We start from the raw sequence: 25,810 nt of genomic DNA on the forward strand, positions 1-25,810 counted from the left end.
AGTCTTATTGCTCTTTTGGCTTGGCTTGTTCTTTTAACAAAGACACTTTAGCAGGTTGCAGCGCTACAACACGTTCACCATGGTGAGGAGCCTTTTCTAAGTTACTGGTAAATGGTCTTAGTTTTATCGGGCTATCTTCGTCGCCATCTTTTCCTCCAGTGAGAATAAATAAAGGTATGGCATCTGGGTTCATCTCGAGGTATTTATCCCAATCAAATTCGTCTGAAATGCGTGTAGCGCTTACTTTTCCACCTTTTGCAATCATGCTACTTAATTTAGCATAAGAGCCATTATCACCAAATAATATTTGACGAGATAAAAAAGTGGCACTGTCTCTGTTCGCTTTAGCATGCGTGCTAGAAGAGCGTAAAGAGAATACATTTTTTTCGTTTAATAAATGCGAAAAGTATTGCACGCCTAGCGCATTATGATGACGATTTGGTGATAGTGCTAAAACACTACGAATAGTGGTTAGTGGTAGGTAGCGCTCGGCATGTTCTGATTGCGGGTTACCATAATAACAAGGAAGGCCATCCATACGCGCCATTTTACAGTTCTCCCATGCGGGATCAGATAAATGTACCGCAATGTTTTGATCTTTTAGCCCACATGCTATAGCACGTGAAACATGGTTGGCACCTATAATTAAAATAGTATTTGGTGAGGGCTGTCTCACCCCTAATAATTTTGCAACCGGTGTTGCTGTTAAGCTTTGCAAAATGACCGTAATGATAATAACTGTAAAAATTAAAGGGACAATTTTTTCTGCATCAGCCACACCCGCTTCCATCATGCTTAATGCAAATACAGAGCCTACCGCAGCTGCAACAATACCCCGAGGAGCAATCCAAGCCAGTACTAATCGTGATTTAACTGGGAGGCTGGTACCAAATGTGGATACTGCAATACATAAAGGGCGTGCAATAAATAACACCACGGCTAAAAATATAAAGACATCACCATCAAGCATCATTAAATCAGATAACTGTAAGCGTGCTGCCAACAGTATAAATAAAGATGAAATAAGGATCATTGATAGGTCTTCTTTAAACTCTAAAACAGAGTCTATTTCAAGATCGTCTTGATTCGCTAGCCAAATGCCAAATACGGTCACAGCAAGAAGCCCTGATTCATGGCTTAAATGATTTGATACGGTAAAGCTAATGAGGACTAAAGCTAAAATAGCAAACTTATGCAGTTCAAAAGGCAGCCATTCTCTGCGAATAAGTTGTGTGGTTAACCATCCAGCAACGACACCAATACTAAGGCCAACACCTAACGTTTTAACCAATGCAATAATAGTATGAGAGAGCACTTCACCTTGACCTACCAGCATAACAGCTTCAAATACCAATACTGCAAATAGGGCACCGATAGGGTCAATCACAATCCCTTCCCAGCGTAAAATACGATCAATATCTTGGTTCGGACGCATAGAGTTGAGTAAGGGGGCAATAACCGTTGGACCCGTCACAACTAATACCGCTCCTAATACAGCGGCTACTCGCCAATTTAGTTCTAGTATCCAATAAGCACTTAAACTAATTACAATACAGGTTACTAACATTCCAATGGAGCATAGGTTTCTAACGACCTTGCCAATACCTTTTAATTCGCGAAAGTGTAGCGTTAGTGAACCTTCAAATAAAATAATAGCTACACTAAGAGACACAACAGGAAATAATAAATCACCCAGCAAATCATCTGGATTCAATACGCCACTAAATGGGCCAAGTAGTAACCCCGTGATTAATAAAAATACGATAGCAGGGACCTTAAATGCCCAAGCAATCCATTGAGCAAGTACCGAACATAATGCAATTCCGGCGATATAAATTGCTGACATATATATACTATTCCTTATTTGAAACTTTTTTATAAGTACCTAATTACAGTATAACTTTTGTTGCTTATTAATACAGGTCTAAACGATTTAAATATAACGAAGTAGCAAATTAAGATAACGAAAAACTGATTTTTTTTGCGTTGTTATAAGTTTCAATATAGAGCTGATTGAAATTTAACCTTGATTTATATAGTGAAATTAGAGTAATATAGTTCGTATTCAAACAATTAGTTGTCTAATTTTATTTTATAGTACAATAACGTTGGTTTTGAATTGTGTGTTTGTTTTTTATGCTTTTATTAATCTGTTCATTGATTATTAAGCTTTAAATAGTACTATGATGCACACAAACTTATTTTGATATAATTTATTTGAACACACTTATTAATTTGTTTTTTAGGTGATTTGTTTGAGTTGAATTATTATCTTTCAATATTTATCCCCCATCGTGGTGGTTAAATCTCGGTCCTTAAGTCATCACCCTATCTGTTGGTGTACCAGACTTTAGAGGCTCTATGTATGTTGTTGATAAATCTATTTCTATGAAAATAGTCTATAAAAGTTTCACATAACTTTTGCAGCGATACATAAACAACTCTTTTTTATATACCTAATTAGTACTTCTCAATTTTTGAGTTGCTCTATTATCACGTCTTTTTTATTCATCTATATCAATAGATATAGTGTGAGTGTAGGCGTGTGTGTTGGTATTCGAAATTACGCTTTTAACGTAATTATTAGTAAAAAATTCATCATCGTGATGAAAGCAAAAAATGGAAAGTTGAACATTTATGCAAAAATTAACATGGCAACGTATCGTACTTAAAGTTGGCAGCGCACTGATTGCGCCAGAACAAGATGGCTGCCGTTCTCGTTATTTACTTTCAATCGCGCAGTTTATTGTGCGTTGTAGAGCGCGCGGTATTGAAGTTATTTTAGTTTCTTCGGGTTCTGTTGCCGCAGGTGCTCACTTATTTCCTACAGATAAACCACGCACGGTAACAATGAAAAAAGCAATGGCTGCGGCTGGTCAAACGGAAATGATGGCAATGTGGGACCGATTCTTTGATTTCCCTTCGGCGCAAATATTATTAACACACGGCGATTTACGTGACCGTGAACGCTATGAAAGTATACGTGAAACGACATTTACATTACTTGAAAACGGTGTTCTGCCCATCATTAATGAAAACGATACCGTAACAACAGATGATCTTAAAGTGGGCGATAATGATAACTTATCAGCAATGGTTGCTGCTGCTGCGGATGCTGACGCATTAATCATTTTTTCAGATGTAAAAGGCTTATACGATAAAAACCCAAATTTACATGATGATGCGATATTGTTGCCTGAAATAAAATCAATTGATGAATCAGTTTATGCTATGGCAGGATGTGCTACCAGTGCAGTGGGGACTGGGGGGATGAAAACTAAAATTGAAGCTGCGGAAAAAGCAACCTCTCATGGTATTGCAACTTATATTGCCAATGGTTTTGAAGATGAGACATTCAGTAAACTATTAGACGGTGAGAACCCAGGTACTATATTTACGCCATACGAAAAACCAATGCAAGAAGCCGTTCACTGGATGACCCATACTGCCAATGAACAAGGTGAAGTAGTGGTTGATGGCACCTTTGATGAATCTGAAGAAGGTGAAACAGGCTGTATCCGTGGTGATGAAATTATGGAAGTACATGGCGAGTTTGCTGTGGGCGATACCATATTAGTTCGTAATGAAGACGGTACACGCTTAGCAAAAGCGACCGCAAATTATAGTAGTTGTTTGTTAAACTTTATAGCAGATAACGAACAAAGTGAATTTAGCGAAAAAATGCAAGGCTCGATTGGGCCTATTATTTCAGAAAAAGACATCGCATTATTGGAGAAGTCATGAGTTTAATTACAGATATTTCACGCCAAGCAGCAAAGGCTGCAACAACACTTGCGTTACTCGATACCGAGACTAAAAATCAAGTGTTAAGTGAAATGGCTGCAGCACTGCGCAGCGAAAAAGAATTTATTATAAAAGAAAATGAAAGTGATTTAGCCGCAGCACGCGATAATAATTTAGCGGCATCTATGATCGACCGCTTAACGTTAAATGACGAGCGCATTGAAGCGATGGCGCAAGGCATTGAAGTTATTGTGAGCCTGGATGATCCAGTAGGACAATTACGTGATATTACAGAGCGTCCTAATGGTATAAAAATTCGTAAAATGCGTGTACCACTTGGTGTTGTATGCATGATTTATGAAGCACGCCCTAATGTGACCGCTGATGCAGGTGCTTTATGTTTTAAATCGGGCAATGGCGTTATTTTACGTGGTGGTAAAGAGGCGCTTAAAAGCTCTCAAGCCATTGCCAACGTTATGCATAAAGTGCTTGAAAAGAATAACTTACCCACTGCACTGATTTCGGTTATACCTGATCCAGACCGTGGTTTATTAATGGAGTTAATGCAGCAACGAGAGAGTATCGATCTTATTATTCCTCGTGGTGGAGAAGGCTTAATTAACTATGTAACAGAAAATAGCACTATTCCAGTTATTCAACACTTTAAAGGCGTATGTCATTTATATGTTGATAAAGATGCAGATCTTGAAGTTGCCATTAATCTTTTACTCAATGGTAAAACACAGCGAACCGGTGTATGTAATGCGCTTGAAGGCTTAGTTGTGCACCAAGATATTGCCGATGAGTTTTTAAACTTGTGTGCCGTTGTGTTACGCCAAGAAGGGGTAAAAATTAATGCTGATGCACAAGCCGCTGCTTATTTTGATGATGCCACGATATTAAATGACAATGAGTTTGGTGAAGAGTATTTAGATTTAGAAATTGCTATTCGAGTAGTACCTGATTTTGCTGCTGCGGTAGATCATATTGCACAGTTTGGCTCAAATCATACTGAAGTTATTTGTACTAAAAATGCGCAGTCGGCAGAGCTGTTTCAACGTAGCATTGATGCATCAGTCGTTATGGTTAATGCTTCATCACGTTTCTCTGATGGCTCACAATTAGGCCTTGGGGCTGAAATTGGGATTGCGACTACAAAGCTTCATGCTTATGGCCCTATGGGATTAGAGTCGCTAACGACAGAAAAGTACTTAGTGAATGGTGTCGGTCAAGTGCGTGAATAATAATTAATTATTCGTAGTATTCATGAATTAAAAAGCCGAGCAATAAATATTGCTCGGCTTTTTAATGTGGCTTTTTAATGACGGTGTATAGGCTTGGTTTCTAACCAGCTTTCTGCTGGCTCTGGTTTATGTAAATAATAGCCTTGTAGTATCACTTCAGGGTACTCTTTAAATAAATCAAAATGGGCTTTTTCTTCAACGCCTTCGGCAACTACATTCAGGTCGAACAAGCGCCCTAAACTCACAATCATATCAATAATCAGCTTATCATTTTTTTCAAATGGTGCTTCTAACACAAAGCTTTTATCTATTTTTAGCTCTTGAATTGGTAAGCGTTTTAAGTAAGTTAAACTTGAATATCCAGTACCAAAATCATCAATAGATACTTGCACACCTAACTTACATAAGAAGTGAACAGCCTCAATCGCTGCCTCCATATGGTTAAGTAGTGTCCCTTCTATTATTTCAATCGTGATGCGCTCTGGGGCGATAGAGAAATGCTGGAGTTGTTGTTCTACAAAATGTAAAAAACGTTCTTCATGAAAATGACGTCCACTTACATTAATCGATAATTTTAGCGTTGGGTGGGTGCTGCTTTTTTCATCAAGTGTTTTCAGTGCATGGGTAAAAACCCAACAATCTAAATCATAAATAATATCAGACTCTTCAGCAATCGGGATAAATTCAGCCGGACTAATAAACCCTTTTTGAGGATGCTGCCATCGTAATAATACTTCGGCACTTCTTATTTTTAAGTCATGATTAAATTGTGATTGAAAAACTAACGATAATTCGTTTTGTATAATCGCTTTTCGTAAGTCTTGCTCTATTTCAAATCGACGTTTGGCTTGCTCACCAAATGAGGTGTCAAAAAGCATGATACGATTGCCACCATTTTCTTTTGCTTTATAACAAGCTGCTTCACAATGACGAAGGGTTTCAATGGCGCTGTCGCAATTATCTTCACGTGGAAAAATATAAATACCAATACTGACTGTTAGACTAAATTCTTGCTCATCAATATAAAAAGGTTGTCCAAGCTGCTTTTGTAGTTGCTGGGCATGCGTTTGCGCAAGGGTTTGTGCTCTGCTACGACCAACCCCTTTTTCAAGTGTACATAAAGCAGCAAATTCATCACCACCTAAGCGCGCAATGCTCGCTTGGCTACATAAGCTATGCTTCATTCTTGCCGTGATTTCTTTAAGTACAGTATCTCCGGCAAGTAAACCAAGGCCATCATTAATAGAATGAAAACTATCAATATCTACGACCATAAAGTAGGCGTAATTATTATCACTGCGGCTCTGCTGTAGATTGTTATCTAGTTGTTTTAAAAAGCTATTTCGGTTAGGTAGTCCGGTTAGCTCATCGTGCCAAGTTAAGTATTCAATACGCTCTTGTGTGACTTTTAAGCTCGAAACATCACTAAATACCCCAATGTAATGAACTTTAGTATCTTTATCGCCTTTAACCATACTAAAAGTGAGCAGCTCGGGGTAGAGTTCTCCATTTTTGCGTCGATTAATGATCTCGCCACTCCAATAACCGGCTTTTTTAGCGTAGTGCCAAACATCATCAAAGCTAATATCAGATTGATTATTATTTTTTAAAGTGTGTAACTTTTCGTTTATTGCTTCGCTTTCACAGTACCCTGTTATACGGCAAAAAGAAGGGTTTACGGCAATGATACAGCCTTCTGCATCTGTTATCACAACACCATCTGCAGTACTGGTTAGCGCTTGATAAAATAGCTTTTGCTTAGCTGAAAGCTCTTTCAACTCTTCTTCACGTTGGATTAATTCTTGTGCTAATAATTCTATTTCAAGGAGTTTGTCGTTGAGATCGAAGTTTTTTTCAATCAACCTGTCTAACATACCTTGAGACGTTATATGAGTGCGAATACGTGCGCGTACTAATGCGAGTTTGTAAGGTTTGTGAACATAATCAACAGCGCCAAGAGCAAATCCATGCTCTTCAGATTCTTCTTCGGTTAAGGCTGTCACAAAAATGACAGGGATGCCTTGTGTATGCTTTTTAGCTTTTAATATTTTACATACTTCATAACCATCCATTTTTGGCATCATGATATCGAGTAAAATTAAATCTGGGCGTGTTTTTTCCACAAATGCAAGTGCTTGTTCACCACTGGTGGCAATACGAACATCGTAATCGCCTACTAAACCCTCTACTAAAATATGTAGATTATTTGGCTCGTCATCAACAATCAGAATCAGAGGTTTCTGCTCTGACTTGCTATTTTGACTCGATAAATAAGTAGAATGCACATGAACTCCTTATATTGAGAATATCGTTATAAAATAACTTAATTAAGCGGCTTTTCATAGCCTTTGTTTTTATTTTGATATTCGGCAATTATTTCTATAATCATTTGATAATTAAAATTATTAATCGCTTCTTTTAAAGCTAACAAGGATGAGCTTTGCTGCGTTATAAATGGGTTTAATTTTATTACTAATTGGTTAGAAATGGGCTTTGATTGAACGGCTAAATCATAAATTTGCTTTAAAATTGTATCGAGCGAATCACCCTCTATAAGAGTATTAGAAGTGATATTTACATCTTTCATGATAGTGTATTGTTCAATGGCCTTTAACGTTAATGTTAATGTATGCGTTAGTTCACCTAGCTCAAAAAACGATTGTTGCTTTAAACTTTCTTCCACTTTATGAATAACGTGTGTAAGTTGTTCTAAGCCTAATGTGCCACTAAGGCCTTTTAATGTATGAATATCACTGACAAGCTTATGATGTTGTTCGGCATTTAATTGGGTTGATACTTGTGCATTGAAATTTTTATAGTCTATGTAAAACTTGTTTAATACGTTTAATAGCACTGCTTGGTCATGATCAACATTTTCTAATGCCGTCGTGACATTTATCATTTGAGGCCTATAAATATTACTGACGTGCTTTGCGATAATAAAAAAGAAATCATCGAATATAATAGGTTTAGCAATAAAGTCGTTCATGCCTGAATCAAATGCCGCTTGTTTGTCTTTAGGAAATGCCGCTGCGGTTGTGGCGATAATAGGTAATTTACACCCTTTACTACGTAATATTTTAGTCGTTTCTAAACCATCGAGTATGGGCATTTGAATATCCATAAAAATGATATGAACCGTATTTTGACATGCTTTTTCTATTGCCTCTTTACCATTAGGGGCGGTGATCACATTGATGGATAACTTCTCTAGCATCGCACATACAACGTCTTGGTTAACTGGATTATCATCTACGACTAATGCTGTGTGTCCTGCAAATATTTTATTTTCTATTGCTAAATTTATATCCAGTTGCTTGCTGGGAAGTAATAATCTTAATAACTGTGGATCGCTATAGTCATTACCCAGTAGTTTAATATGTGAAGAATGAGTCAAATTTGATGTTGAGCAATCAGCAAGAATCGCAATAACAGATAAGTCATTATTGTGCTCATTGGGATATGTTTTTAATTGCTGAAAGAGATAATTATTTTCCATCTCATGGTGTTTTATATGCAATATAATTGTACTAAACACATGACTATTGTGTTTTAACATACTCAGTGCACGAAAAGGTTCATGCGATATTTGAGCTGTAAACCCTGCTTTAACTAATAGATCACCTAAGCGTGTTATCTGGCTATCATTAGGGTTTATAATGAGTGCGCGTTTTTCTTTTTTCGTTGTTGTTTCAAGTACAAATGGCAAGGTAAAATAAAATTCGCTGCCTTTACCCCATTGGCTTTTAACATTTAACTCTCCCCCTAGTAGTTCGGTTAGTTGTTGACTAATAGTCAGACCTAAACCAGTACCACCGTATCGTCTGGTGGTCGTACTGTCACCTTGATGAAAAGATTTAAATATTTCACTAATTTGTGATTGGCGTATCCCTATCCCCGTATCTTTTATACGAAAGGTATAATGGATCGTATTATTATGTTGCGCGCTAATATCAATAATTAATTGAACGTGCCCTTGCTCGGTAAATTTAATGGCGTTAGCAATACAGTTATTAATAATTTGTCCTAGGTGTAATGGGTCACCAAGCAATTTTATTTTGGTGTCAGTATGGCTTATAAACTCTAATTTAATCCCTTTATGAGTGGCAATGTGCAAAAATAAGTTACTAGCTTGAGTGATAACACTTTGCAAAGTAAAAGTCGTTTCTTCTCGTTGAAACTGCTGTGATTCTAGCTTGGCAAAACTTAATATATCATTAAGGGTTGTGAGTAACCCTTGGGCACTACTTAACGCTTTTTCTGCATAGTTACGTTGATTACTCGGTAATGGGCTGTCTTTTAATAATTGCAGCATACCTAACACCCCATTCATCGGGGTTCTTAATTCATGGCTGATGTTTGCGGTAAAATCATTTTTGGCTTTATTTGCTACTCTTGCTTCTGCAATGGCATTTTCTAACTGATTATTAGATGTTTGCAGTTGGCTATTTAAGTTTTGAGTTTCGACTAATAAATCTGTGTTGTGTTTATTATTTAAATAAAGCGTATTCGCCGCCACAATAGCGGTTTTTATTTCGCTGCTTTGTGTTTTATTTTTTTCTAATACCACTGCTTTATTGTTGGCCATATCATTTAGTAATTGAGTTAATTTACTAATAGGGCGGATCACAGAGCGGATCATAAATAAAATAATAATTAAAACTAAACTCGTACTAAATATAATAAAAATATTAGAGTGGCGTATATTTTTTTCTAGGGTTAATGATAGTTGATTTTCGGTGTTGGCTAATTTTTTTTGCTCTATTTTTTTTATATTACCGACTAAATACAAAAGTTCATTTTCAATGCCTGTAAGAACGACTTTAATAGAGTAACTATAGCCACGAGTTAATGTTACTAGCTTTTTTTGCGTGCGCTCTAATTGACTGACTATGTACATTTTATCATTTAATAATATTGGGTCAGCGCTGAGCTTTAATTGTAAGTGATGTAAGTTTAATTGTGTGCTGTTACTCTTATCAAAAGCAGGATTGTATAAATAACTTTGTGTATTTTGTTCAATATTTGTGATCAACAAAATAATATCGACATAATCTGATTTTTGTTCATCACTGGCTGTTTTTTGTTTTGCTACAAGGTCTTTTTTTAATTGATTTAAAGGTGCCTGAAACTGTTGTTGATACAATGATTCTCTTTGTTTTTTATTTAGTACAACTTGATTAAACGTATCTTGATAGTTATTCAGATACTCAAAGAGTTTTGATAGGCTTTTTTGATAATGGCTATTATGTTCGATCGCATGCTTGTCTAATGCGTTAATATCTTGTTTAGCTAAATCAAGATAGTGATGAAGTTTATCAACCGTGTATTCATGAGGGTTATTAGTGTACAAATTGGCTTGGCTTTGTAGCGATAAAATATGATTTTCTAGCTCAGTTATATTATCTGATTGTTCTAATGCTTGATGTTGATCTACTTGTAAAGTATACAATTGCTTTTGCGATATATTAAATGTGTAACTTTGCGCAATGAGTAAAATAACTAATACACTTAAAGTAAGTATCACTTTTGATTTTATTGAATTTATTTTCATTAGCGACTTATTAGTTCAAACCATTTTTGTAAGCTGTATTCGTATGTTGGCATAACTGTATTCCATACTGCAACATTACTGAAACGTTTATTATAGCTTCCTCCATTACGCGTCTGATTTTTTGTGATAGCCACGTCTCCTTCGGTATTTAATAGGCTTTTTCGGGCCGGTTTCCCCTCATACCAAAAATCCCATTCTTCAGGTGATAACAGGGCTTTGGAACGCTGTGGATTACTTATATAATAACCTTGGCGAGCAATAAACGCCCCAGGCCAACCTGAAAGCCACCAATTCATATAATCATAAGCGGCATCTTTAATACTGCCCTTTGTATTGGCAGATAAGCACATAACACCATGCCACCCTCTGTAACCTTCTTTTGGAGCTGCAAAACGGATATTCATATTTTGTGAGTTTAAAGCGCTAACCGCAGGAGAGAACATGCTTTCTATGTGTACACGGTTGCTCTTCATAAAATCAATGGATTCGGGAACCGAATTCCAAAAACCACTAAAATGACCCTGTCGTTTAAAGTCTAATAAAATTGCAAATAAGCGATCTAGCTCTGAGCGAGAAATAGCACCGATATCATTAAACTGAATAAACCCCTTACTTTGAGCTGCGAGCGCTAAATCAAACAAACCAATGGTTGGGGCATTAACAATACCTACTTTACCAGCAAACTCTTTATTTAATAACCAGCTCCAACTTTCGCTTTGATACGCAGTTCCTGATGGAATATGTTGGGTGTTATAACCAAAAGAATCAACGTTATGAACATAGGGTAAAAAGCTTATATGATCACTTTCTTGCTCACTGAGGGTCCCATTGGGCTGCACATTTAATAATTTATAAGGGGCATCGCCTGCACCTATATTCGCGTTCTTGGTTAATTTACCTGTTTTTGTTAATGAATTTATTTCGTTGAAGTAGGTTAGCTTTTTCTTTTCAATTGGTTGAATAGTTCCTGCATTCCATAAAATATTTATACTATTTGACCATTGCTCGTAAATATCAAATGAACCTGGATTCATAGAGCCTTTTTGTAATACCGCTGCGCTACCTAATGGTTGGAAAATAAGATCAATGCCTAAATCTTGCATTGCTTGCTGGCGTATAGCGGGCTGCAAAGTAACATGAGTGCCAAGCACCCGAAGAGAGGTTTTTTTTCTGGCAAATACATAAGGCACATGATTAATAACACTGGCTGTACATCCTAATAAAGCCATTTTTTTTAAAGTAGTGCGTTTTGAAGCATCCATTGCATTCACTTAATTTAAAGAGGTATATAAGGTATAGATATAGAGTGGGCAAGTTTCAAGTTTGGGTACTAAAATGTAGAAAATAAAGAGGGTAGTATATAAATATAGGATTTTTTGATAAATACTGAAGAAGTTGGAAAGTGGTGGAGCTAAGCAGGATCGAACTGCTGACCTCCTGCGTGCAAGGCAGGCGCTCTCCCAGCTGAGCTATAGCCCCACATTCCAAATATTATGTATGAACATAATATGCTTTGAGCTGCGATTCAAAGCGGGGTGAACTTTAAATATATTTGCCTTTTGGGTCAAGTATTTTTTAATTATTTTTAACAGTTATATATATTTTTTTTTGGTAGACTCGATAACACCACGACATAATATGATTATATATAATGAAAAAATGCACTTTAGCTTTATTTGTTTTACTTGCCGGTTGTGCAACGCAAGATGAACCACCTTACAATATTAGCGATAAACAGTTTCATGAAAAATTAGATGAGCAAGGTAATAAAATATTTGCTTATGTAGTGTCGGTACAAGCGGCTGAACGACGAAGTCTAGCGAGCTCAAAAGATACAGGTGAGCGAGGAAGGGGAAAAGAAAGGAAACCATCTCGCAATGAAATTAGACGCGAGTACGAAAAAGAATATTTTTCAGAATCGAGTGTATTAAAACTTCAGTTAGAAGATCAAGCTGTTGAATTATTAACTGCAGAATTACAGCAAAATAACTACTGTGCTAATGATTACAAAATAGATGAAGTATTGTGGCGTGATTTAAGTGTGCAATTAAGAGGGCGTTGTTTGTAACATGTATGCAGATAAGCAAAAATTAGCTGCTGTATTAGCACAGTTAGCAATAAACTATGAGGTGATAGAACATCCCGCTCTTCATACTAGCTTAGACGCTGACTTATTAATGGTTGAACGAGAAGGCACACGGCTTAAAAATTTATTTTTACGAGATAATCAAGGTAAGCGTCACTTTTTAGTGATCACAGCCCATGATAAGCAACTCGACTTAAAAGCGTTAGCGCAGCAACAAGGGTTATCTCGATTAGGTTTTGCCTCTGATGAACGTTTAGCGCGGTATTTAAAAGTAGCCCCTGGCTGCGTATCTATGTTGGCCATACTTAACGATAAGCAAAATGAAGTGGCTTTGTGGATAGATCAAGACGTTTGGTTTAATGCGTTATTTCACTGTCACCCATTTGAAAATACACAAACGTGGTTAATGCAAAAAAACGACTTAATGGCGTTTTTTCAACATACTGGGCATACAGCTAAAGTAATGTATTTACCGCCAAAACAATAACACATTGCGTTGGATCATATTTTAATTATCTTCTGTTTGATAGATTAATACCAGTAACACTGTTATTTGTGTGCTTTGATGATTAAAATAACCAGCAACTACTATTTACTCGTTTTTTATTGGAATATAAGCCATGGGTTCATTACAAGACCAATTGCTACAAGCAGGGTTAACTACATCACACAAAGCTAAGGTTGCAAAAACCGAAAAACGTAAGCAGCAAAAAAAGAAAAAGAAAGGGGCGACTAGCAACCCAAATGACTTACAAAAACATATTGAGCAAACTAAGTTAGAGCAGCAGAAAAAAGCCGAAGAACTTAACCTAGCTAAACAAGAAGATCTAAAACAGCGAGAGCAAGTAGCGAGAGTTAAACAGATTTTAGAGCATCATAATCAAGATACGATTCGTGGTGAACGTACTTTCAACTTTACCTATGAAAATAAAGTAAAAGAGCTTGATGTAAATGAAGCAACACAAAAAGCATTATCAGGAGGTCGATTAGCGATTTGTGTGCTAGAAGGCGTATTTTATGTACTCGAAGATGAGCCTGCACGTAAAGTGGCTGAAGTAGACGAAAAGTACATTGTATTTCATGTTGAGGCTGATAATAAGGAAAAAGATGATGATGACCCTTATGCTGACTTTGAAGTCCCAGATGATTTAGTGTGGTAAACATACTTTTTTGAACTAATTTTGCTATTTATTACGTATGAATAAAGGGTATTTACAATTTTTCTAACCGTTAATAAAAGAGAAAGACTATGAGCAAGATAAAAACATTATTATTAGGCGCTAGCATTAGCATCGTTGCTAGCATGTCATTTAATACTCAGGCTGCAGATGGCAAGGCGTTATATACAGCTAAAAACTGTCAAACGTGCCATGGCGCAGAAGGTAAAGCGCCTATTATTTCTGCATACCCTAAATTAAGTGGTCAAAATAAAGATTACCTAGTTGCACAAATGAAAGACATTAAATCGGGCGCGCGTTCGAACGGCTTGGCAGTATCTATGAAGGCCATGGTTGCAGGTGTCACTGATGCTGAATTTGAGGCCATTGCTGATTATTTATCTAATGTAAAATAATCTCAGCCTTTATTGATACAAAGCCACACTCTTGTGTGGCTTTTTTGTTTGTATTTGCTATAAATCACATACTGCTTTAGACTTCTAAACATCTATTCGTGCAAATTGGTTTGCGCGTATTTTTAAGGTTAATTATGTTTGAACTCCCTGAACTCGATTTAAAAAATAAAGTGTCTGATCAAGAATGGCAATTACGTGTTGATTTAGCAGCGTGTTATAGGCTGGTTGAGTATTTTCGTTGGGGGGATTTAATTTATACCCATTTATCAGCTCGTTTACCTGGAACTGATCATTATTTAGTGAATGCATTTGGCCTCACTTTTGATGAAGTGACGGCGTCTAATTTAGTCAAGGTGGATTTGGCCGGTAACATTATTGATGATACGCCATTTAAAATAAATCCAGCGGGTTTTACCATCCACAGCGCAATTCACGAAGTGCGAGAAGATGCACATTGTGTGATTCATTTACATACAAAAGAAACTATTGCTGTTGCAACGCAAAAAAATGGCCTATTGCCGCTTAGTCAATACTCGATGTTTTCACTGCCTTCTTTGTCTTATCATAGTTATGAAGGGCTTGCCGTTAATGATGACGAACGCAAAATATTACAAGATGATTTAGGTAATACTAATCATATGTTATTGGTTAATCATGGTGGTTTAACTGTGGGGCCTACCATTGGCGATGCGTTTATGCGTTTTTATGATTTACAACGCGCATGTGAAATTCAACTTGCGTTACAAGCGAGTGGCGAGGAAGTAATACCTGTGCCGCAGCCTATTATCGACAATATTTATAATCAAGCCAATGTAGTGCACAGCGGCAGTACGGGTGGCCAATTAGCATGGCCAGCTATGCTACGCAAAGCATACAAACTTGATCCTAGTTTTGCTAATTAAGGAATTTTTATGAAGGTAGTTCGCGTAGAAGTATTTGATATTCATTGTCCTGAGCGCCCAGCTTGGACCCCTGTTTTTGTGCGTATTCATACTGATGAAGGTATTAGCGGTGTCGGTGAAGCTGGGCTGGCTTACGATTTAGGTCACAGTGCAGCCGCCGCGATGATTAAAGAAATGGCTGATGCATTTTTAATTGGCCACGACCCATTTCAAACCGAAAAATTATGGTCGCGTATGTTACGCGAAAGCTTTTGGGGCTTAGGGGGAGGGCCGGTTGTGTACTCAGCAATGAGTGCAATTGATACCGCGCTTTGGGACATTAAAGGCAAAGCACTGGGTTTACCTGTTTATCAATTACTTGGCGGTAAAGTTAACGATAAACTACGCACTTATGCATCGCAGTTACAGTTTGACTGGGATAGCGAGTTTAAAGCACTTGTACAGCCACAAGAATACGCAGAAGCCGCATTAAAAGCTGTCGCTGAAGGTTACGATGCGGTAAAAGTCGATCCGATTCAATACGATAAAGATGGTAACACTTACTATGACCGCACTAAAATCATTTCACGTGGTGAAATGAAACTATACCGTGCACGCATGCAGGCCATTCGTGAAGCGGTGGGTGATGAGGTTGATATTATTTTTGAGTGCCATAGTTTACCTGGCGCAACATCGGCGATTCAACTGGGTGAAATTGCAGAAGAATTTGACTGTATGTATTACGAAGAGCCGGTTAATTATTTAAATCATTCGTTACATGCCAAAGTAGCCGATAAAGTGGCGGTTCCTATTGCGGGTGGCGAGCGTTTATATAACCGCTGGGGTGTACGTCCGTATTTAGAAGATCAAAGCATTGATGTATTACAGCCAGATATTGGCTTATGTGGTGGTTTTACTGAAACTAAAAAAGTGTGTGATTACGCCGATATTTTTGATGTGCGTATTCAAGCACACGTGTGTGGTGGCCCAGTGGCAACGGCCGCATCATTGCATTTAGAAACCGCAATCCCTAACTTTTTAATTCATGAGCACCATACCTATGCGATTAAAAAGTGGAATAGAGAGCTGTGTTTACAAGACCCTCAACCAAAAAATGGCTTTTTTGAAGTCTCTGAAGAGCCGGGCATTGGCATTGAATTAAATGATGAGATAGTAATGCGCTCACAACGCGTAGAAATAAAATAACTCATTGATATTACGTATTAAGTTTGCTTTTTCGCAGACTTAATACGTTGCTTTACACCCATCCTTACTCATTACAGTTGGTAAATTCGTTTTGCGTTATCGTAGCTCAGGCGTTGCCAGTGGTCGCGACTTTGACACAAATGAAAATAATTTTGCCACACTTGCTGATAGCTTTGATTAATTTGACACACCGGAAAATTACTTGCAAACATGACGCGCTCATCACCAAAGTGCTGTAATAAATAGTTAAAGCATGCACATTGCTGTTGCTTATTGAGCGTGAGCAATTCAAACCCCGAAAACTTTATCAGTATATTTTTTTGCTGTGCAAGCGCTGCGATAGCGTGCTCCCACAAAGGGATATCACGTACTAAACCGCAATGATTAATAATGACTGTTAAATGTGGGTGCTCAGTACAATAGTGTATTAACTTTTTGGTAATAGGTTGATTTTCAACGCTAAACTGTGCTTCAAAATGTAGTTGGCACTTAGCTAAGTGGGCTAAGTTGTCAATACAATTTGGATGAATTAGCCGCTGTGCCTCATGTCCTTCAGTGATATCGCGTATACCAATTAAAGAAGGGTGGTTTAGCGCATTTATTGCCGCTTTAAAATCATTAGGTGCTTGATTAATACAAGTATAAGCGACGGCTTTGTAGTTAACGTGTTTAAGATGAGCGCTAAGCCAATGTAATTCGTTAATGGGCGCATGGTTATCAAACCCCGCTTCAATATGCACTAAACCGGCCAGTTCAAACGATGTACTTTGGTTTAATTGAGTGGCGCTTACCGGCTGCTTTATTTTTTCTAAATTAGGCCAGTTTGGTGAGGTGCTACCTTGTAACCACGCATATTGGCCTTGGTTTAAATTAAAAAAATGTACATGAGGGTCAATAATTTTCATGGTTATTGAGCGCTATAGCCGCCATCAATACTTTGCAAACTGCCGGTGATAAAGCTGGCATCGTCACTCGCTAAAAATTGCACTAACGCGGCAACTTCATCGGCTTTACCTAAGCGATTTAATGGCTGTAAAGCTGCTTCTTCTGCCACAATATCGGCTTTGTTAGCACCACTTTTTTCGCAATAAGTATCGATTGCATGATGAAATAGCGGGGTTTCTATGGTGCCAGGACAAACGGCATTAGCGCGAATATTAAAGGGGGCGTAATCAAGTGCGGTTGTTTTTGCCATTGAGGCAAGGGCGTGTTTGGTTAGGTTATAAGCAAACGAATTAGATTTTGCGATGATGGCTTGATCGGACGCAATTAGTATTATTGCACCGTGTTGTTGTTGTTTCATTGTCGGTAATACACTTTGCACCGCTGCGTATGCCCCTTTTACATTAAGTGCAAATAGGGCATCGAATGTTTGCTCATCTGTGCATTCTATATTGGCACTGAGATGTTTACCTGCATTAGAAACAAGTACGTCTATACGTTGAGTTTGCTGGGATATTGTTGCAATACAGTTTTTCACTGCATTGACATCACTCACATCACAATGATGGAACTGACCATATTCACTATGCTCAATATCAAGGTTATGAACATCATACCCGCTAAGTAACAAACGTTTTATCACTGCTAAACCAATCCCTTTAGTTCCGCCGGTGACAATAGCAACTTTAGACATAGCTATTTATTCCTAATTATTAGTGAGAGTGACCACAACCGTCTTCAGAATGAACATGACCATGTTCTATTTCTTCGCTTGTCGCAGCTCGTACAGACACCACTTCAACATCAAAAGTGAGTGTTTTACCTGCAAAAGGGTGGTTTAAATCACAATCGGCATTAAAGCGTCCTGCTTTTACCAACGTTACTTGGTGCTGACCTTGATTTGAATGCACCATTGCTGTCATACCGGCTTTCCACACTTTTGTATCGCCTTGTAAGTGCTTTAATGGAATACGTTGAATTAAGTCATCTACACGTTCACCATAAGATTCACTTGGTGCAAGGGTAACGCTAAACTTCTCACCCGCGGTTTTACCCGTTAATGCTGTTTCTAAGCCTTCTAGCATGCCTTTTCCGCCATGGATATAACTAAGCGGCTGATCGTTTGTGCTTGTTTCTATTTGTTCGCCTGCTTCGCTTAAGGTGTAGTGAAACTCTACAGCAGAATCTTGAGTAATTTGCATGCTTATCTCTTTGCATTATCTTAATAAAAGTACAATTTTACGCTATTTAATGCTGTTTATAAACTTAGCGCGGCTGATTAAGTACTTTTTGTAAGTCTAATAATAAATTTTCTTGTGTGGCAGCTTGCACCGGTTTGGGTTGTTGTGGAATATGGACTGTTAGTATTTTACCCGGTGTTAGCACACTACTAGGGGTTAGCTTATTCCATGTTGCTAAATCGCTATAAGGCACATTGTATTGTTGGCTTATGCTCCACAACGAATCCCCTTTTTTAATTTGGTAATTAATTTCAACCGTTGGGACAATGATCTCGGGGGGCTCTAAATAAGGGCTAATATTATAATCAATAGTGAGGTTTTTCGGTAAGGCGGTTATGCGACTTACTTGTAGGTTTTCACCGACACGAATTAAATTACTTTTCTTGTTATTAAGCTCTTTTAAGGTATGAACTGACATCGAAAACTGTCTGGCAATAGAGTATAGCGTGTCATTTCTTTTCACTTTATAGCCGGTAGAAAAATTAGTTTTAAAAAATTGATTCTTAAATAAAGCATTTTCTTTAATCGGCAATATTAAAGTGTGTGGACCCTTAGGTGAACTTTGATTTTTTAAATATCCAGGATTTAACTGGTGTAGTGTTTTTATGTTTATATCAGAAAGCTTTGCAATAACAGAGAAGTCAAATTGCTGGCCAATATTAATAATCGAAGTGGTCGCGCGGTTACTCAGCTTTGGGCGTTTTAATCCTTTGCTCGGATTTTTTACTAAATAGCTTAAAGCGAGGAGTTTTGGCACATAATCGGCTGTTTCTTTTGGCAGTTTTAACGCAAAGTAATCGGTGCTTTTTCCACGTTTTTTATTATAGTTAATTGCGCGCTGTACTCTTCCTTCGCCACTATTATAGGCCGCTAGAGCGAGCAACCAATCACCATCAAAACGCTTGTGTAAGTAACGTAAATAACGTAATGCAGCATCACTGGCTGCTAATACATCTTGACGTCCGTCATACCACTTGTCGCTTTTAATCCCAAAATGATGAGCAGTTGCTGCAACCAGCTGCCACACCCCAACAGCATGCTCTGATGAGCGTGCCGCAGGACGAAAATCGCTTTCTACAAATGGCAATAATGCAAGCTCCATGGGCATGTTACTTTTTTCTACTTTTTTAACTATGTGGTACAAGTAAGGAGCGGCGCGTTTGTTGACTATTTTTAGGTAGTTAGGTTGTTTTAAATACCAGTTAATACGCTTTTTTAAGGTGCTATTAAGGTAAACTTTCATATTTAAATTATTGGCAATATGCTGCCATAAATCGGGTGCTTGAGTTGGTTTTTTTAGCACATAATTGGTAGGGCTTACTTTTTTAGCAGTGGTACTGACTGTTTTTGTTTGCTGCTCTTCCGGCGGCTCAGTATATTCGTAAGTGGGCTCAAAGTGGGTAAAGATTTTAGGCGCAGCAATTGGCTCTGGTGTTGTACTTTGACACCCAACTATTAAGGCTAACCATAAAAATAATACTAAAATACGCATAAAAACCACTAATTAACATCCTATTATCATTTTAACACAGCCCTGTGTATTTCGTTATTTTGTTTTTAGTGCACGTAATAGACCTGTTTGTAAAAAGAGCGCACTATTTTTTTTATCTAAAATATCAGCTTGGTATGGTTTCATAATATCAGCTGGAAATGATAGTTTTAATTGTTCAATACTGCTATTTGGGTTTTTGGCAGTATGCGCGATGATTTCGGATAAAAATAACCTTGGTTGTTGTAATTGAGAGGGCGTTAATAAATTGCCGTGTCCGGGGATAATAGTCGTTAACTGTGGTTGTTGGCCATAAGTTAATAATAATTTTTCCCACTGCTTTAAATTACCTTGTGAGAGATAGGGAAGCCAATTTACAATATCTGAGCCAATTAATATGCTGCCATTATTGGTCGATAATGTTAAATCACCTTTGCTGTAGGCGCTATGTGGCGAAATAACAACGTTAAACTGACCTAAATTTATAGTCGTGGTTTTAGCAATGGTTATTTGAGGGACTTGTAACTGATAATCTTGCCAGCGTATTAATCTTGTTTTAGCCAGTGCTAATTTTTTTTCCCAGTGTAATTGTTGATCTTTCTCTAAATTAGTAATGCGGTGTAAACTCAGTTCAATACTTTTTTTGAAACCTTCAAGTTTGTCATTGTAGGCATTTTGGTATTGTTCGAATAAAAGGGCTAGGTTTTCATGTACAATTAATTTTGCATCTGGGAACGCATGTTGTAGAACAGCCATACCTAAAAGATGTTCATTATCGCCATTACTGGCAACTAAATAGCATAACGGTGTATTTAACCGCGCTTTGAGTGCTTTTGCTAAATGCTCAACTTGCGCAAAATTACCACCTGCATCATATAATAAAGCACACTTGTCGCCTTCAATTAATACTTGGTTTGAATCGTAAAACCTGAGCTTATCTGGTTGTTTTATAAACTGAATATTGTCGTTTATTGGGTGCCAGCTACTTGCCGCGTTAAGATTAAAGCAGGGTATTAATAAGCAATAAAATAAACTAATTCTTATTATGTTACCTAAAAAGGTACAAGCATGAAGAGTCATAAAAAGCAGTAATGATTAAAACAATGGCCAGAATTATAAAATAAAAGCGTTAAAAACGCTTTTATTTTATACTGCTAGAAGAGTCTGCTATATATTGACTTAGTTTATCAATAAGCTGATCTTGCTGCTTGAGCTGCTGAGCTTGGTCTGCTTGAATGGCGAGTAAATCGTTACTTAAATTCAAAGCAGCCATGAGAAGTGCTTTTTGATCATTTCGCACAGTAGAGCGTTGTTTCATATCCTCTACCATGTCATTTAAATGTTCTGCTGCTGCAATAAGGGCACCTTCTTGCCCTACAGGACAAGCAAATTGCTGCTCTTTACCGAGCAACGTGACTGTTACTCCTTGGTTTTGCAGCTCAGCCATTAGCTATCCTGTTGCGCGCTTTGTAACTTCTCAAGTAAGCCTGTTAGCGTAGAGCTAGTATCTTTTTGCTTTTCTTCGCTATCAAGCACTTCTAATTGTAGTGTTTCGTTGTCATCAACTAACTTATTGCATTGCTCTTTTAGGCTAGCCACTTCGTTAGTTAAGTGATTATTTTTTTCAATTAGTTGATCGATCAGTTGTTCGAGTTGTTGAAGAGTTGTGTTGTTCATTAAGGCGCTCATGTAACTGTTTATAAAGTCTTGCAAATGTAAAGCAAACTCTGTCTATTTTCCAGTGTTTACGGTGGTTTTAGCTGATTTTTATTTATTGTTAAGGGATAATTCAGTTACAAGGGTATTTCATTCATTATTCATTCATGCTCGGTTGCCAAAGCAAGGTGCTTATGGTTCACTGCGCTTATCTATTTAGTAAGGCAAATATATCATGCTTAGTTACAGACATTCATTTCATGCCGGTAATCCTGCCGATGTACTAAAACATTTAGTGTTAGCACAGGTGCTAAGTTATCAAACCATAAAAGATAAGCCACTTGATTATATTGATACACACTCTGGGGCAGGCTTTTTTGAGTTAGATGCGGCAGATGCGCAAAAAACACAAGAGTACAAAGAGGGGATTGAGAAGTTATGGCATCATAACAGCGAACAATCGGCATTGAATGAATATATTGAGCTCATAAAGTCGTTTAATGATAACCGTGAGTTGGCATTCTATCCAGGTTCACCAAAAATAGCTGAGCACTTTCTACGTCGCCAAGATAAAGGGTGGTTTTTTGAGTTACATCCGCGCGACTTAACATTACTTGAGCAAAATATGCAGGGTAAGCGCTCAATTAGGGTGCGTGGTGAAAATGGCTTTGCTGGGTTAGTTGGTTTATTACCGCCGGCATCGCGCCGCGCTTGTGTGCTTATAGACCCTCCTTATGAAATAAAAGATGATTATGAAACTGTTGTAAACACGATTGTTAAAGCGTATCAACGATTTGCAACCGGCACTTATATGATTTGGTACCCGGTTGTTGATAGAGAGCGTATTGATGCTATGGAGCAGGGGCTGGTGGCATCGGGTATTCGTAATATTCAGTTGTTCGAATTAGCCACGACAGCGGATACTGAGGTGCATGGTATGACAGCATCGGGAATGATAGTTATTAATCCTCCGTGGAAACTAAAACAAGCGATGGATGATGTGTTACCCGAGTTAGTTTCTATTTTAAGTGATAACAGTGGGTTTTATCGCAGTGAGCAGCTTGTGGCCGAGTAAAGTTATTTCACGGCGCCATTAACCAATGGTGCCGTATTTTTTGAAAACCAGAACTAACTTTTCACCTTGCTAATAAATATCACCCTACTTTATACATCAGTAATTTAATAACCCGCCTTAATGATTAAAAACCAATGCTCACAAAGAGCAGAAAATGAGGGTAAATGAGAAGTGAAAAACACGCTCTAGTCACTAAATCACTAAACGACTAAGTTACTAAGTTACTAAATCACTAAGTTACTACTCTAAAGCGCAGCGTCTCTAAAGCGAAGCGCCTCTTTGTGCATAAATGGCTTAATCACTTAAAAAACCAAAGACAAAAACCAATGCTCACAAAGAGCAGTAAATGAGGGTAAATGAGAAGCCAAAACACAAAATAAAACACGAGCTAGTCACTAAACGACTAAGTTACTACTCTAAAGCGCAGCGTCTCTAAAGCGAAGCGCCTCTTTGTGCATAAATGGCTTAATCACTAAAAAACAAAAGACAAAAACTAATGCTCACAAAGAGAAGTAAATGAGGGTAAATGAGAAGTCAAAAACACGTTCTAGTCACTAAATCACCAAGTTACTACTCTAAAGCGAAGCGCCTCTTTGTGAAAAATTGTCTTAATCATTTAATAACTAAAAAAGAAAAACAATATTCACATAAAGAAGCACAATGAGTAGGCAAAAACCTAAGCCATATAATGAGAACACTTATCTAAATGTTTTATTACTGGGTTACTGTGCGTTAGGAAAACCGAGCTGACGCCATGATTCATATACAAATACCGCAACAGCATTTGATAAGTTCATACTACGGCTATTCGCTTGCATTGGTATGCGCACACGTTGCTCGTTTGGTAGAGCTTGTATCATATCGTCTGGTAAGCCACGAGTTTCGGGACCAAACACTAAACAATCTCCGGCTTGATATTGAGCTTGATGATGAAACTGGCTACCTTTAGTTGTACAAGCATAGACTGTTTTTGGTTTGCATTTTTCTAAATAATCGTCAAAAGACGCATGTCGCTGAACACTGCTAAATTCGTGATAATCTAATCCAGCACGTTTTACGCGCTTATCATCCCACTCAAACCCTAATGGTTCTATTAGGTGTAATGAGAAGCCACTGTTAGCACAAAGACGAATAATATTTCCAGTGTTAGGTGGAATTTCAGGTTGATATAAAACAATGTCTAACATAGTAAGCCTTTTCAATAATGTGGTAATTTTGCTAGTGAGCAGTATACACGAAAGCCAGAAAAAAAATGATATACTCAAGGTTATGAATAACGCTTTAAATTAGGTATAAACGTGCATCATCGTAGTTATGAATTTTGGGTAAAATGCGCAAGCATCGTCACTATGGTTATGGTTAGTTTGATGATTGCGACTAAAGTGTGGGCATGGCTTGCATCAGGGTCTGCAGCCATGCTGGGCTCTTTAACCGATTCGTTAATGGATATTACAGCCACTGCTATGAGTTTGTTAGTGCTTGGGTATGCACTTCGACCTGCGGATGATGATCATCGCTTTGGTCATGGTAAAGCCGAAGCGCTTGCAGGTCTTGGTCAAGCTGCATTTATTGCAGGGTCTGGCTGTTTTTTAATTTTTCACGGCATTGAACGTATTTTTAACCCTATCGAATTAACTCACTCGTTATTAGGTGTATGGGTTAGCATTTTTGCAATTGTGTGTACCTTAGTGATTGTAATTGTACAAACAAAGGTTGTTAATCATACTGAATCGATAGCGATTAAGGCCGATTCGGTGCATTACAAAGGCGACTTAATTCTTAATTTAGCCGTGCTGGTGGGAATTTTACTTTCTTACTACGGCATACGTTACGCCGATCCTATTTTTGCTATTGGTGTCGCTTTTTATTTGCTTTATAACAGCTGGGATATAGCGCGAGAAAGTGCTGATCATTTGATGGATAAAGAGCTTGCACAAGGTGAGCAGCAAGCTATTTATGATATTGCTAATAAGCAGGCTTTAGTTCATGGTGTTCACGCAATACGTACCCGCCAAAGCGGTAAAATTAAGTTTATTCAACTTCATTTAGAGCTAGAAGACGAACTTAGCTTATTGTCTGCTCATAATGTGGCTGAAGAGGTTGAGCTACAGCTTACGGCCCACTTTGAAGGAGAGGTTGATATTTTAATTCATTTAGATCCGTTGTCGGTACTTAAAAGGCCTTCGGTAAATTTATAAAGGCTAGTTAAAAGCGGTTTTCTCACCTCATCACGCTCAAAGAAAAGTTCGTGTTTGGCATTGTTAAATACCCTTAAGGTTACATTGTTTAAGCGCTTAGCAAGCGCGTGTTGCGCTTGATTATCAACTACCTCGTCATTTTCGGCACTGGCAATATAAACGGGGAGGTTGTTGAGCTCTAAGGTATTTACGCAAGCAATAAACGAAAAAGCGCTATTTAACCAGCCATAGGTTACACCGCCTAGCTGTAATAATGGCGTTTGTTGGTACACTTTACGAAATAAGCCATAACGTATTTTACTACTGGTAAGTACATTAAGTGTAAAGTCTACTGGTAAGTAATTTTTTTGTCCTATTGCATAAGCCCCCGACAAGCCAAATAGTTTAGCGCTGCTGGCGGCTAATTTAGCTAACGGCTTAGGTATGCCTTTAGTATGTACGTCAAGCATGGGGGCTGATAAATAAGCACCACTAAAACTGTGGCTGTATTGCGATAAGTAATCTAAGGCAATTGCTCCCCCCATCGAATGCGCCACTAAAAACTTTTTACCCTGCCACAGTGAATCCACTATTTTTTGATTAAACAATGAAAAATCAGCGCTGTAATCACTAAATTGGTGAACAAAGCCTTTGTGAGGATTTGCCAAGTGACGATATGAGCGCCCTTGCCCTTGGTGATCTAAAATAAAGACCGCAATATTATTATTGTATAACTCCCATAATAATTCTTGATACTTATCAAGTCCTTCTATACGCCCAGAACTAAATACAATGGCATATTTGGCGTGTTCAGGTAGTGCATAAGCATAAAATAAATCACCTGTTGGGGTCGTTAAATAAGCTTTATTGAGCGTCGAGTCATAAAATTTTTCGATGGCTGTTAAATTTTGCTCAATATCAGCTTCAGTACTATAAAACATG

At 37.7% G+C, this 25,810-nt stretch carries 23 protein-coding genes and 1 tRNA gene; 10 read left to right on the plus strand and 14 right to left on the minus strand.

Features of this window, described 5'->3' with window-relative positions; translation table 11 throughout:
• Positions 1–4: 4 nt before the first annotated feature.
• Positions 5–1,846, minus strand: a complete 1,842-nt coding sequence (locus J8L70_RS05670; RefSeq protein ID WP_211054551.1) for a sodium:proton antiporter — start codon at positions 1,844–1,846, stop codon at positions 5–7.
• 791 nt (positions 1,847–2,637) lie between these two features.
• Between J8L70_RS05670 and proB the strand changes: the two genes are divergently transcribed.
• Both proB and J8L70_RS05680 read left to right on the plus strand, forming a co-directional pair.
• Positions 2,638–3,744, plus strand: coding sequence for a glutamate 5-kinase (proB, locus tag J8L70_RS05675; protein WP_211054553.1), 1,107 nt, complete (start codon positions 2,638–2,640; stop codon positions 3,742–3,744).
• Positions 3,741–4,988 carry a glutamate-5-semialdehyde dehydrogenase gene (locus J8L70_RS05680; RefSeq protein WP_211054554.1) on the plus strand — a complete coding sequence of 416 codons (1,248 nt, stop codon included), beginning with the start codon at positions 3,741–3,743 and terminating at the stop codon, positions 4,986–4,988. Before proB ends, J8L70_RS05680 begins: the two co-directional genes overlap by 4 nt.
• 74 nt (positions 4,989–5,062) lie before the next feature.
• On the opposite strand, the gene J8L70_RS05685 is transcribed toward J8L70_RS05680, so the two are convergent.
• The 4 genes from J8L70_RS05685 to J8L70_RS05700 all read right to left on the minus strand — a co-directional run bounded on the left by J8L70_RS05685 (position 5,063) and on the right by J8L70_RS05700 (position 12,021).
• On the minus strand, positions 5,063–7,273 hold the full coding sequence (locus J8L70_RS05685) for an EAL domain-containing protein (protein WP_211054555.1): 2,211 nt from the start codon (positions 7,271–7,273) through the stop codon (positions 5,063–5,065).
• A gap of 38 nt (positions 7,274–7,311) precedes the next feature.
• Positions 7,312–10,542, minus strand: coding sequence for an ATP-binding protein (locus tag J8L70_RS05690; protein WP_211054557.1), 3,231 nt, complete (start codon positions 10,540–10,542; stop codon positions 7,312–7,314).
• A complete protein-coding gene (locus tag J8L70_RS05695) occupies positions 10,542–11,804 on the minus strand; it encodes an extracellular solute-binding protein (protein ID WP_211054559.1) in 1,263 nt (420 codons plus the stop codon). Before J8L70_RS05695 ends, J8L70_RS05690 begins: the two co-directional genes overlap by 1 nt.
• Before the next feature lie 141 nt (positions 11,805–11,945).
• Positions 11,946–12,021: transfer RNA gene (locus tag J8L70_RS05700), tRNA-Ala, on the minus strand.
• A 172-nt stretch (positions 12,022–12,193) separates the two neighbouring features.
• On the opposite strand from J8L70_RS05700, the gene J8L70_RS05705 reads away from it, so the two are divergent.
• The 6 genes from J8L70_RS05705 (at position 12,194) to J8L70_RS05730 (ending at position 16,288) form a co-directional block, all read left to right on the plus strand.
• The gene (locus J8L70_RS05705; RefSeq protein WP_211054560.1) at positions 12,194–12,610 is read left to right on the plus strand and encodes a hypothetical protein; all 417 of its coding nucleotides are present in this window, start codon (positions 12,194–12,196) and stop codon (positions 12,608–12,610) included.
• Between the two features lies 1 nt (position 12,611).
• On the plus strand, positions 12,612–13,115 hold the full coding sequence (locus J8L70_RS05710; protein WP_211054561.1) for a prolyl-tRNA synthetase associated domain-containing protein: 504 nt from the start codon (positions 12,612–12,614) through the stop codon (positions 13,113–13,115).
• 133 nt (positions 13,116–13,248) lie between these two features.
• Positions 13,249–13,788 carry a DUF2058 domain-containing protein gene (locus tag J8L70_RS05715; RefSeq protein WP_211054563.1) on the plus strand — a complete coding sequence of 180 codons (540 nt, stop codon included), beginning with the start codon at positions 13,249–13,251 and terminating at the stop codon, positions 13,786–13,788.
• Positions 13,789–13,877: 89 nt separating this feature from the next.
• A complete protein-coding gene (locus J8L70_RS05720) occupies positions 13,878–14,201 on the plus strand; it encodes a c-type cytochrome (RefSeq protein ID WP_211054565.1) in 324 nt (107 codons plus the stop codon).
• Positions 14,202–14,335: 134 nt separating this feature from the next.
• On the plus strand, positions 14,336–15,103 hold the full coding sequence (locus J8L70_RS05725; RefSeq protein ID WP_211054567.1) for a class II aldolase/adducin family protein: 768 nt from the start codon (positions 14,336–14,338) through the stop codon (positions 15,101–15,103).
• Between the two features lie 9 nt (positions 15,104–15,112).
• Entirely contained in the window at positions 15,113–16,288 is a 1,176-nt protein-coding gene (locus J8L70_RS05730; RefSeq protein ID WP_211054568.1) for a mandelate racemase/muconate lactonizing enzyme family protein, read from the plus strand.
• A gap of 71 nt (positions 16,289–16,359) precedes the next feature.
• Here the strand turns inward: J8L70_RS05730 and J8L70_RS05735 are convergent, their stop codons facing one another.
• From J8L70_RS05735 to zapB, 7 genes are all read right to left on the minus strand, one after another.
• Positions 16,360–17,199 (minus strand): amidohydrolase family protein, encoded by an 840-nt coding sequence (locus J8L70_RS05735; protein ID WP_211054639.1) that lies wholly within the window; start codon positions 17,197–17,199, stop codon positions 16,360–16,362.
• Complete coding sequence (locus J8L70_RS05740) at positions 17,196–17,924, minus strand: SDR family oxidoreductase (RefSeq protein ID WP_211054570.1); 729 nt, start codon at positions 17,922–17,924, stop codon at positions 17,196–17,198. Before J8L70_RS05740 ends, J8L70_RS05735 begins: the two co-directional genes overlap by 4 nt.
• 19 nt (positions 17,925–17,943) lie before the next feature.
• Positions 17,944–18,432: a peptidylprolyl isomerase gene (locus J8L70_RS05745; RefSeq protein WP_211054572.1), complete on the minus strand. Its 489-nt coding sequence runs from the start codon at positions 18,430–18,432 to the stop codon at positions 17,944–17,946.
• A 64-nt stretch (positions 18,433–18,496) separates the two neighbouring features.
• Positions 18,497–19,963 (minus strand): LysM peptidoglycan-binding domain-containing protein, encoded by a 1,467-nt coding sequence (locus J8L70_RS05750; RefSeq protein ID WP_211054574.1) that lies wholly within the window; start codon positions 19,961–19,963, stop codon positions 18,497–18,499.
• Between the two features lie 54 nt (positions 19,964–20,017).
• Positions 20,018–21,040, minus strand: a complete 1,023-nt coding sequence (locus tag J8L70_RS05755; protein ID WP_211054575.1) for an MBL fold metallo-hydrolase — start codon at positions 21,038–21,040, stop codon at positions 20,018–20,020.
• A gap of 61 nt (positions 21,041–21,101) precedes the next feature.
• Positions 21,102–21,407, minus strand: a complete 306-nt coding sequence (locus J8L70_RS05760; RefSeq protein WP_211054577.1) for a cell division protein ZapA — start codon at positions 21,405–21,407, stop codon at positions 21,102–21,104.
• On the minus strand, positions 21,407–21,637 hold the full coding sequence (zapB, locus tag J8L70_RS05765) for a cell division protein ZapB (protein WP_211054583.1): 231 nt from the start codon (positions 21,635–21,637) through the stop codon (positions 21,407–21,409). The genes J8L70_RS05760 and zapB overlap by 1 nt, the downstream gene beginning before the upstream one ends.
• Positions 21,638–21,851: 214 nt before the next feature.
• Here zapB and rlmJ point away from each other — a divergent pair, with 214 nt between their 5' ends.
• Entirely contained in the window at positions 21,852–22,691 is an 840-nt protein-coding gene (rlmJ, locus tag J8L70_RS05770; RefSeq protein WP_211054585.1) for a 23S rRNA (adenine(2030)-N(6))-methyltransferase RlmJ, read from the plus strand.
• Positions 22,692–23,413: 722 nt separating this feature from the next.
• Here rlmJ and trmL read toward each other — a convergent pair.
• Positions 23,414–23,878 carry a tRNA (uridine(34)/cytosine(34)/5-carboxymethylaminomethyluridine(34)-2'-O)-methyltransferase TrmL gene (gene trmL, locus J8L70_RS05775; RefSeq protein WP_211054587.1) on the minus strand — a complete coding sequence of 155 codons (465 nt, stop codon included), beginning with the start codon at positions 23,876–23,878 and terminating at the stop codon, positions 23,414–23,416.
• Between the two features lie 111 nt (positions 23,879–23,989).
• Here trmL and J8L70_RS05780 point away from each other — a divergent pair, with 111 nt between their 5' ends.
• Positions 23,990–24,889: a cation diffusion facilitator family transporter gene (locus J8L70_RS05780; protein ID WP_348772130.1), complete on the plus strand. Its 900-nt coding sequence runs from the start codon at positions 23,990–23,992 to the stop codon at positions 24,887–24,889.
• Here the strand turns inward: J8L70_RS05780 and J8L70_RS05785 are convergent.
• Positions 24,841–25,809, minus strand: a complete 969-nt coding sequence (locus J8L70_RS05785; RefSeq protein WP_211054588.1) for an alpha/beta fold hydrolase — start codon at positions 25,807–25,809, stop codon at positions 24,841–24,843. The two genes, J8L70_RS05780 and J8L70_RS05785, sit on opposite strands and share 49 nt — an antisense overlap.
• Position 25,810: the final 1 nt, after the last annotated feature.

It is taken from the genome of Pseudoalteromonas sp. MMG010, from assembly GCF_018100905.1.
Classification (GTDB): Bacteria; Pseudomonadota; Gammaproteobacteria; order Enterobacterales; family Alteromonadaceae; genus Pseudoalteromonas.

Coding starts and splice junctions, on each gene's coding strand:
- J8L70_RS05670 (WP_211054551.1), bottom strand. CDS start 1,846: ATGTCAGCAATTTATATCGCCGGAATTGCATTATGTTCGGTACTTGCT.
- proB (WP_211054553.1), top strand. CDS start 2,638: ATGCAAAAATTAACATGGCAACGTATCGTACTTAAAGTTGGCAGCGCA.
- J8L70_RS05680 (WP_211054554.1), top strand. CDS start 3,741: ATGAGTTTAATTACAGATATTTCACGCCAAGCAGCAAAGGCTGCAACA.
- J8L70_RS05690 (WP_211054557.1), bottom strand. CDS start 10,542: ATGAAAATAAATTCAATAAAATCAAAAGTGATACTTACTTTAAGTGTA.
- J8L70_RS05695 (WP_211054559.1), bottom strand. CDS start 11,804: ATGGATGCTTCAAAACGCACTACTTTAAAAAAAATGGCTTTATTAGGA.
- J8L70_RS05705 (WP_211054560.1), top strand. CDS start 12,194: ATGAAAAAATGCACTTTAGCTTTATTTGTTTTACTTGCCGGTTGTGCA.
- J8L70_RS05710 (WP_211054561.1), top strand. CDS start 12,612: ATGTATGCAGATAAGCAAAAATTAGCTGCTGTATTAGCACAGTTAGCA.
- J8L70_RS05715 (WP_211054563.1), top strand. CDS start 13,249: ATGGGTTCATTACAAGACCAATTGCTACAAGCAGGGTTAACTACATCA.
- J8L70_RS05720 (WP_211054565.1), top strand. CDS start 13,878: ATGAGCAAGATAAAAACATTATTATTAGGCGCTAGCATTAGCATCGTT.
- J8L70_RS05725 (WP_211054567.1), top strand. CDS start 14,336: ATGTTTGAACTCCCTGAACTCGATTTAAAAAATAAAGTGTCTGATCAA.
- J8L70_RS05730 (WP_211054568.1), top strand. CDS start 15,113: ATGAAGGTAGTTCGCGTAGAAGTATTTGATATTCATTGTCCTGAGCGC.
- J8L70_RS05740 (WP_211054570.1), bottom strand. CDS start 17,924: ATGTCTAAAGTTGCTATTGTCACCGGCGGAACTAAAGGGATTGGTTTA.
- J8L70_RS05745 (WP_211054572.1), bottom strand. CDS start 18,432: ATGCAAATTACTCAAGATTCTGCTGTAGAGTTTCACTACACCTTAAGC.
- J8L70_RS05750 (WP_211054574.1), bottom strand. CDS start 19,963: ATGCGTATTTTAGTATTATTTTTATGGTTAGCCTTAATAGTTGGGTGT.
- J8L70_RS05755 (WP_211054575.1), bottom strand. CDS start 21,040: ATGACTCTTCATGCTTGTACCTTTTTAGGTAACATAATAAGAATTAGT.
- J8L70_RS05760 (WP_211054577.1), bottom strand. CDS start 21,407: ATGGCTGAGCTGCAAAACCAAGGAGTAACAGTCACGTTGCTCGGTAAA.
- zapB (WP_211054583.1), bottom strand. CDS start 21,637: ATGAACAACACAACTCTTCAACAACTCGAACAACTGATCGATCAACTA.
- rlmJ (WP_211054585.1), top strand. CDS start 21,852: ATGCTTAGTTACAGACATTCATTTCATGCCGGTAATCCTGCCGATGTA.
- trmL (WP_211054587.1), bottom strand. CDS start 23,878: ATGTTAGACATTGTTTTATATCAACCTGAAATTCCACCTAACACTGGA.
- J8L70_RS05785 (WP_211054588.1), bottom strand. CDS start 25,809: ATGTTTTATAGTACTGAAGCTGATATTGAGCAAAATTTAACAGCCATC.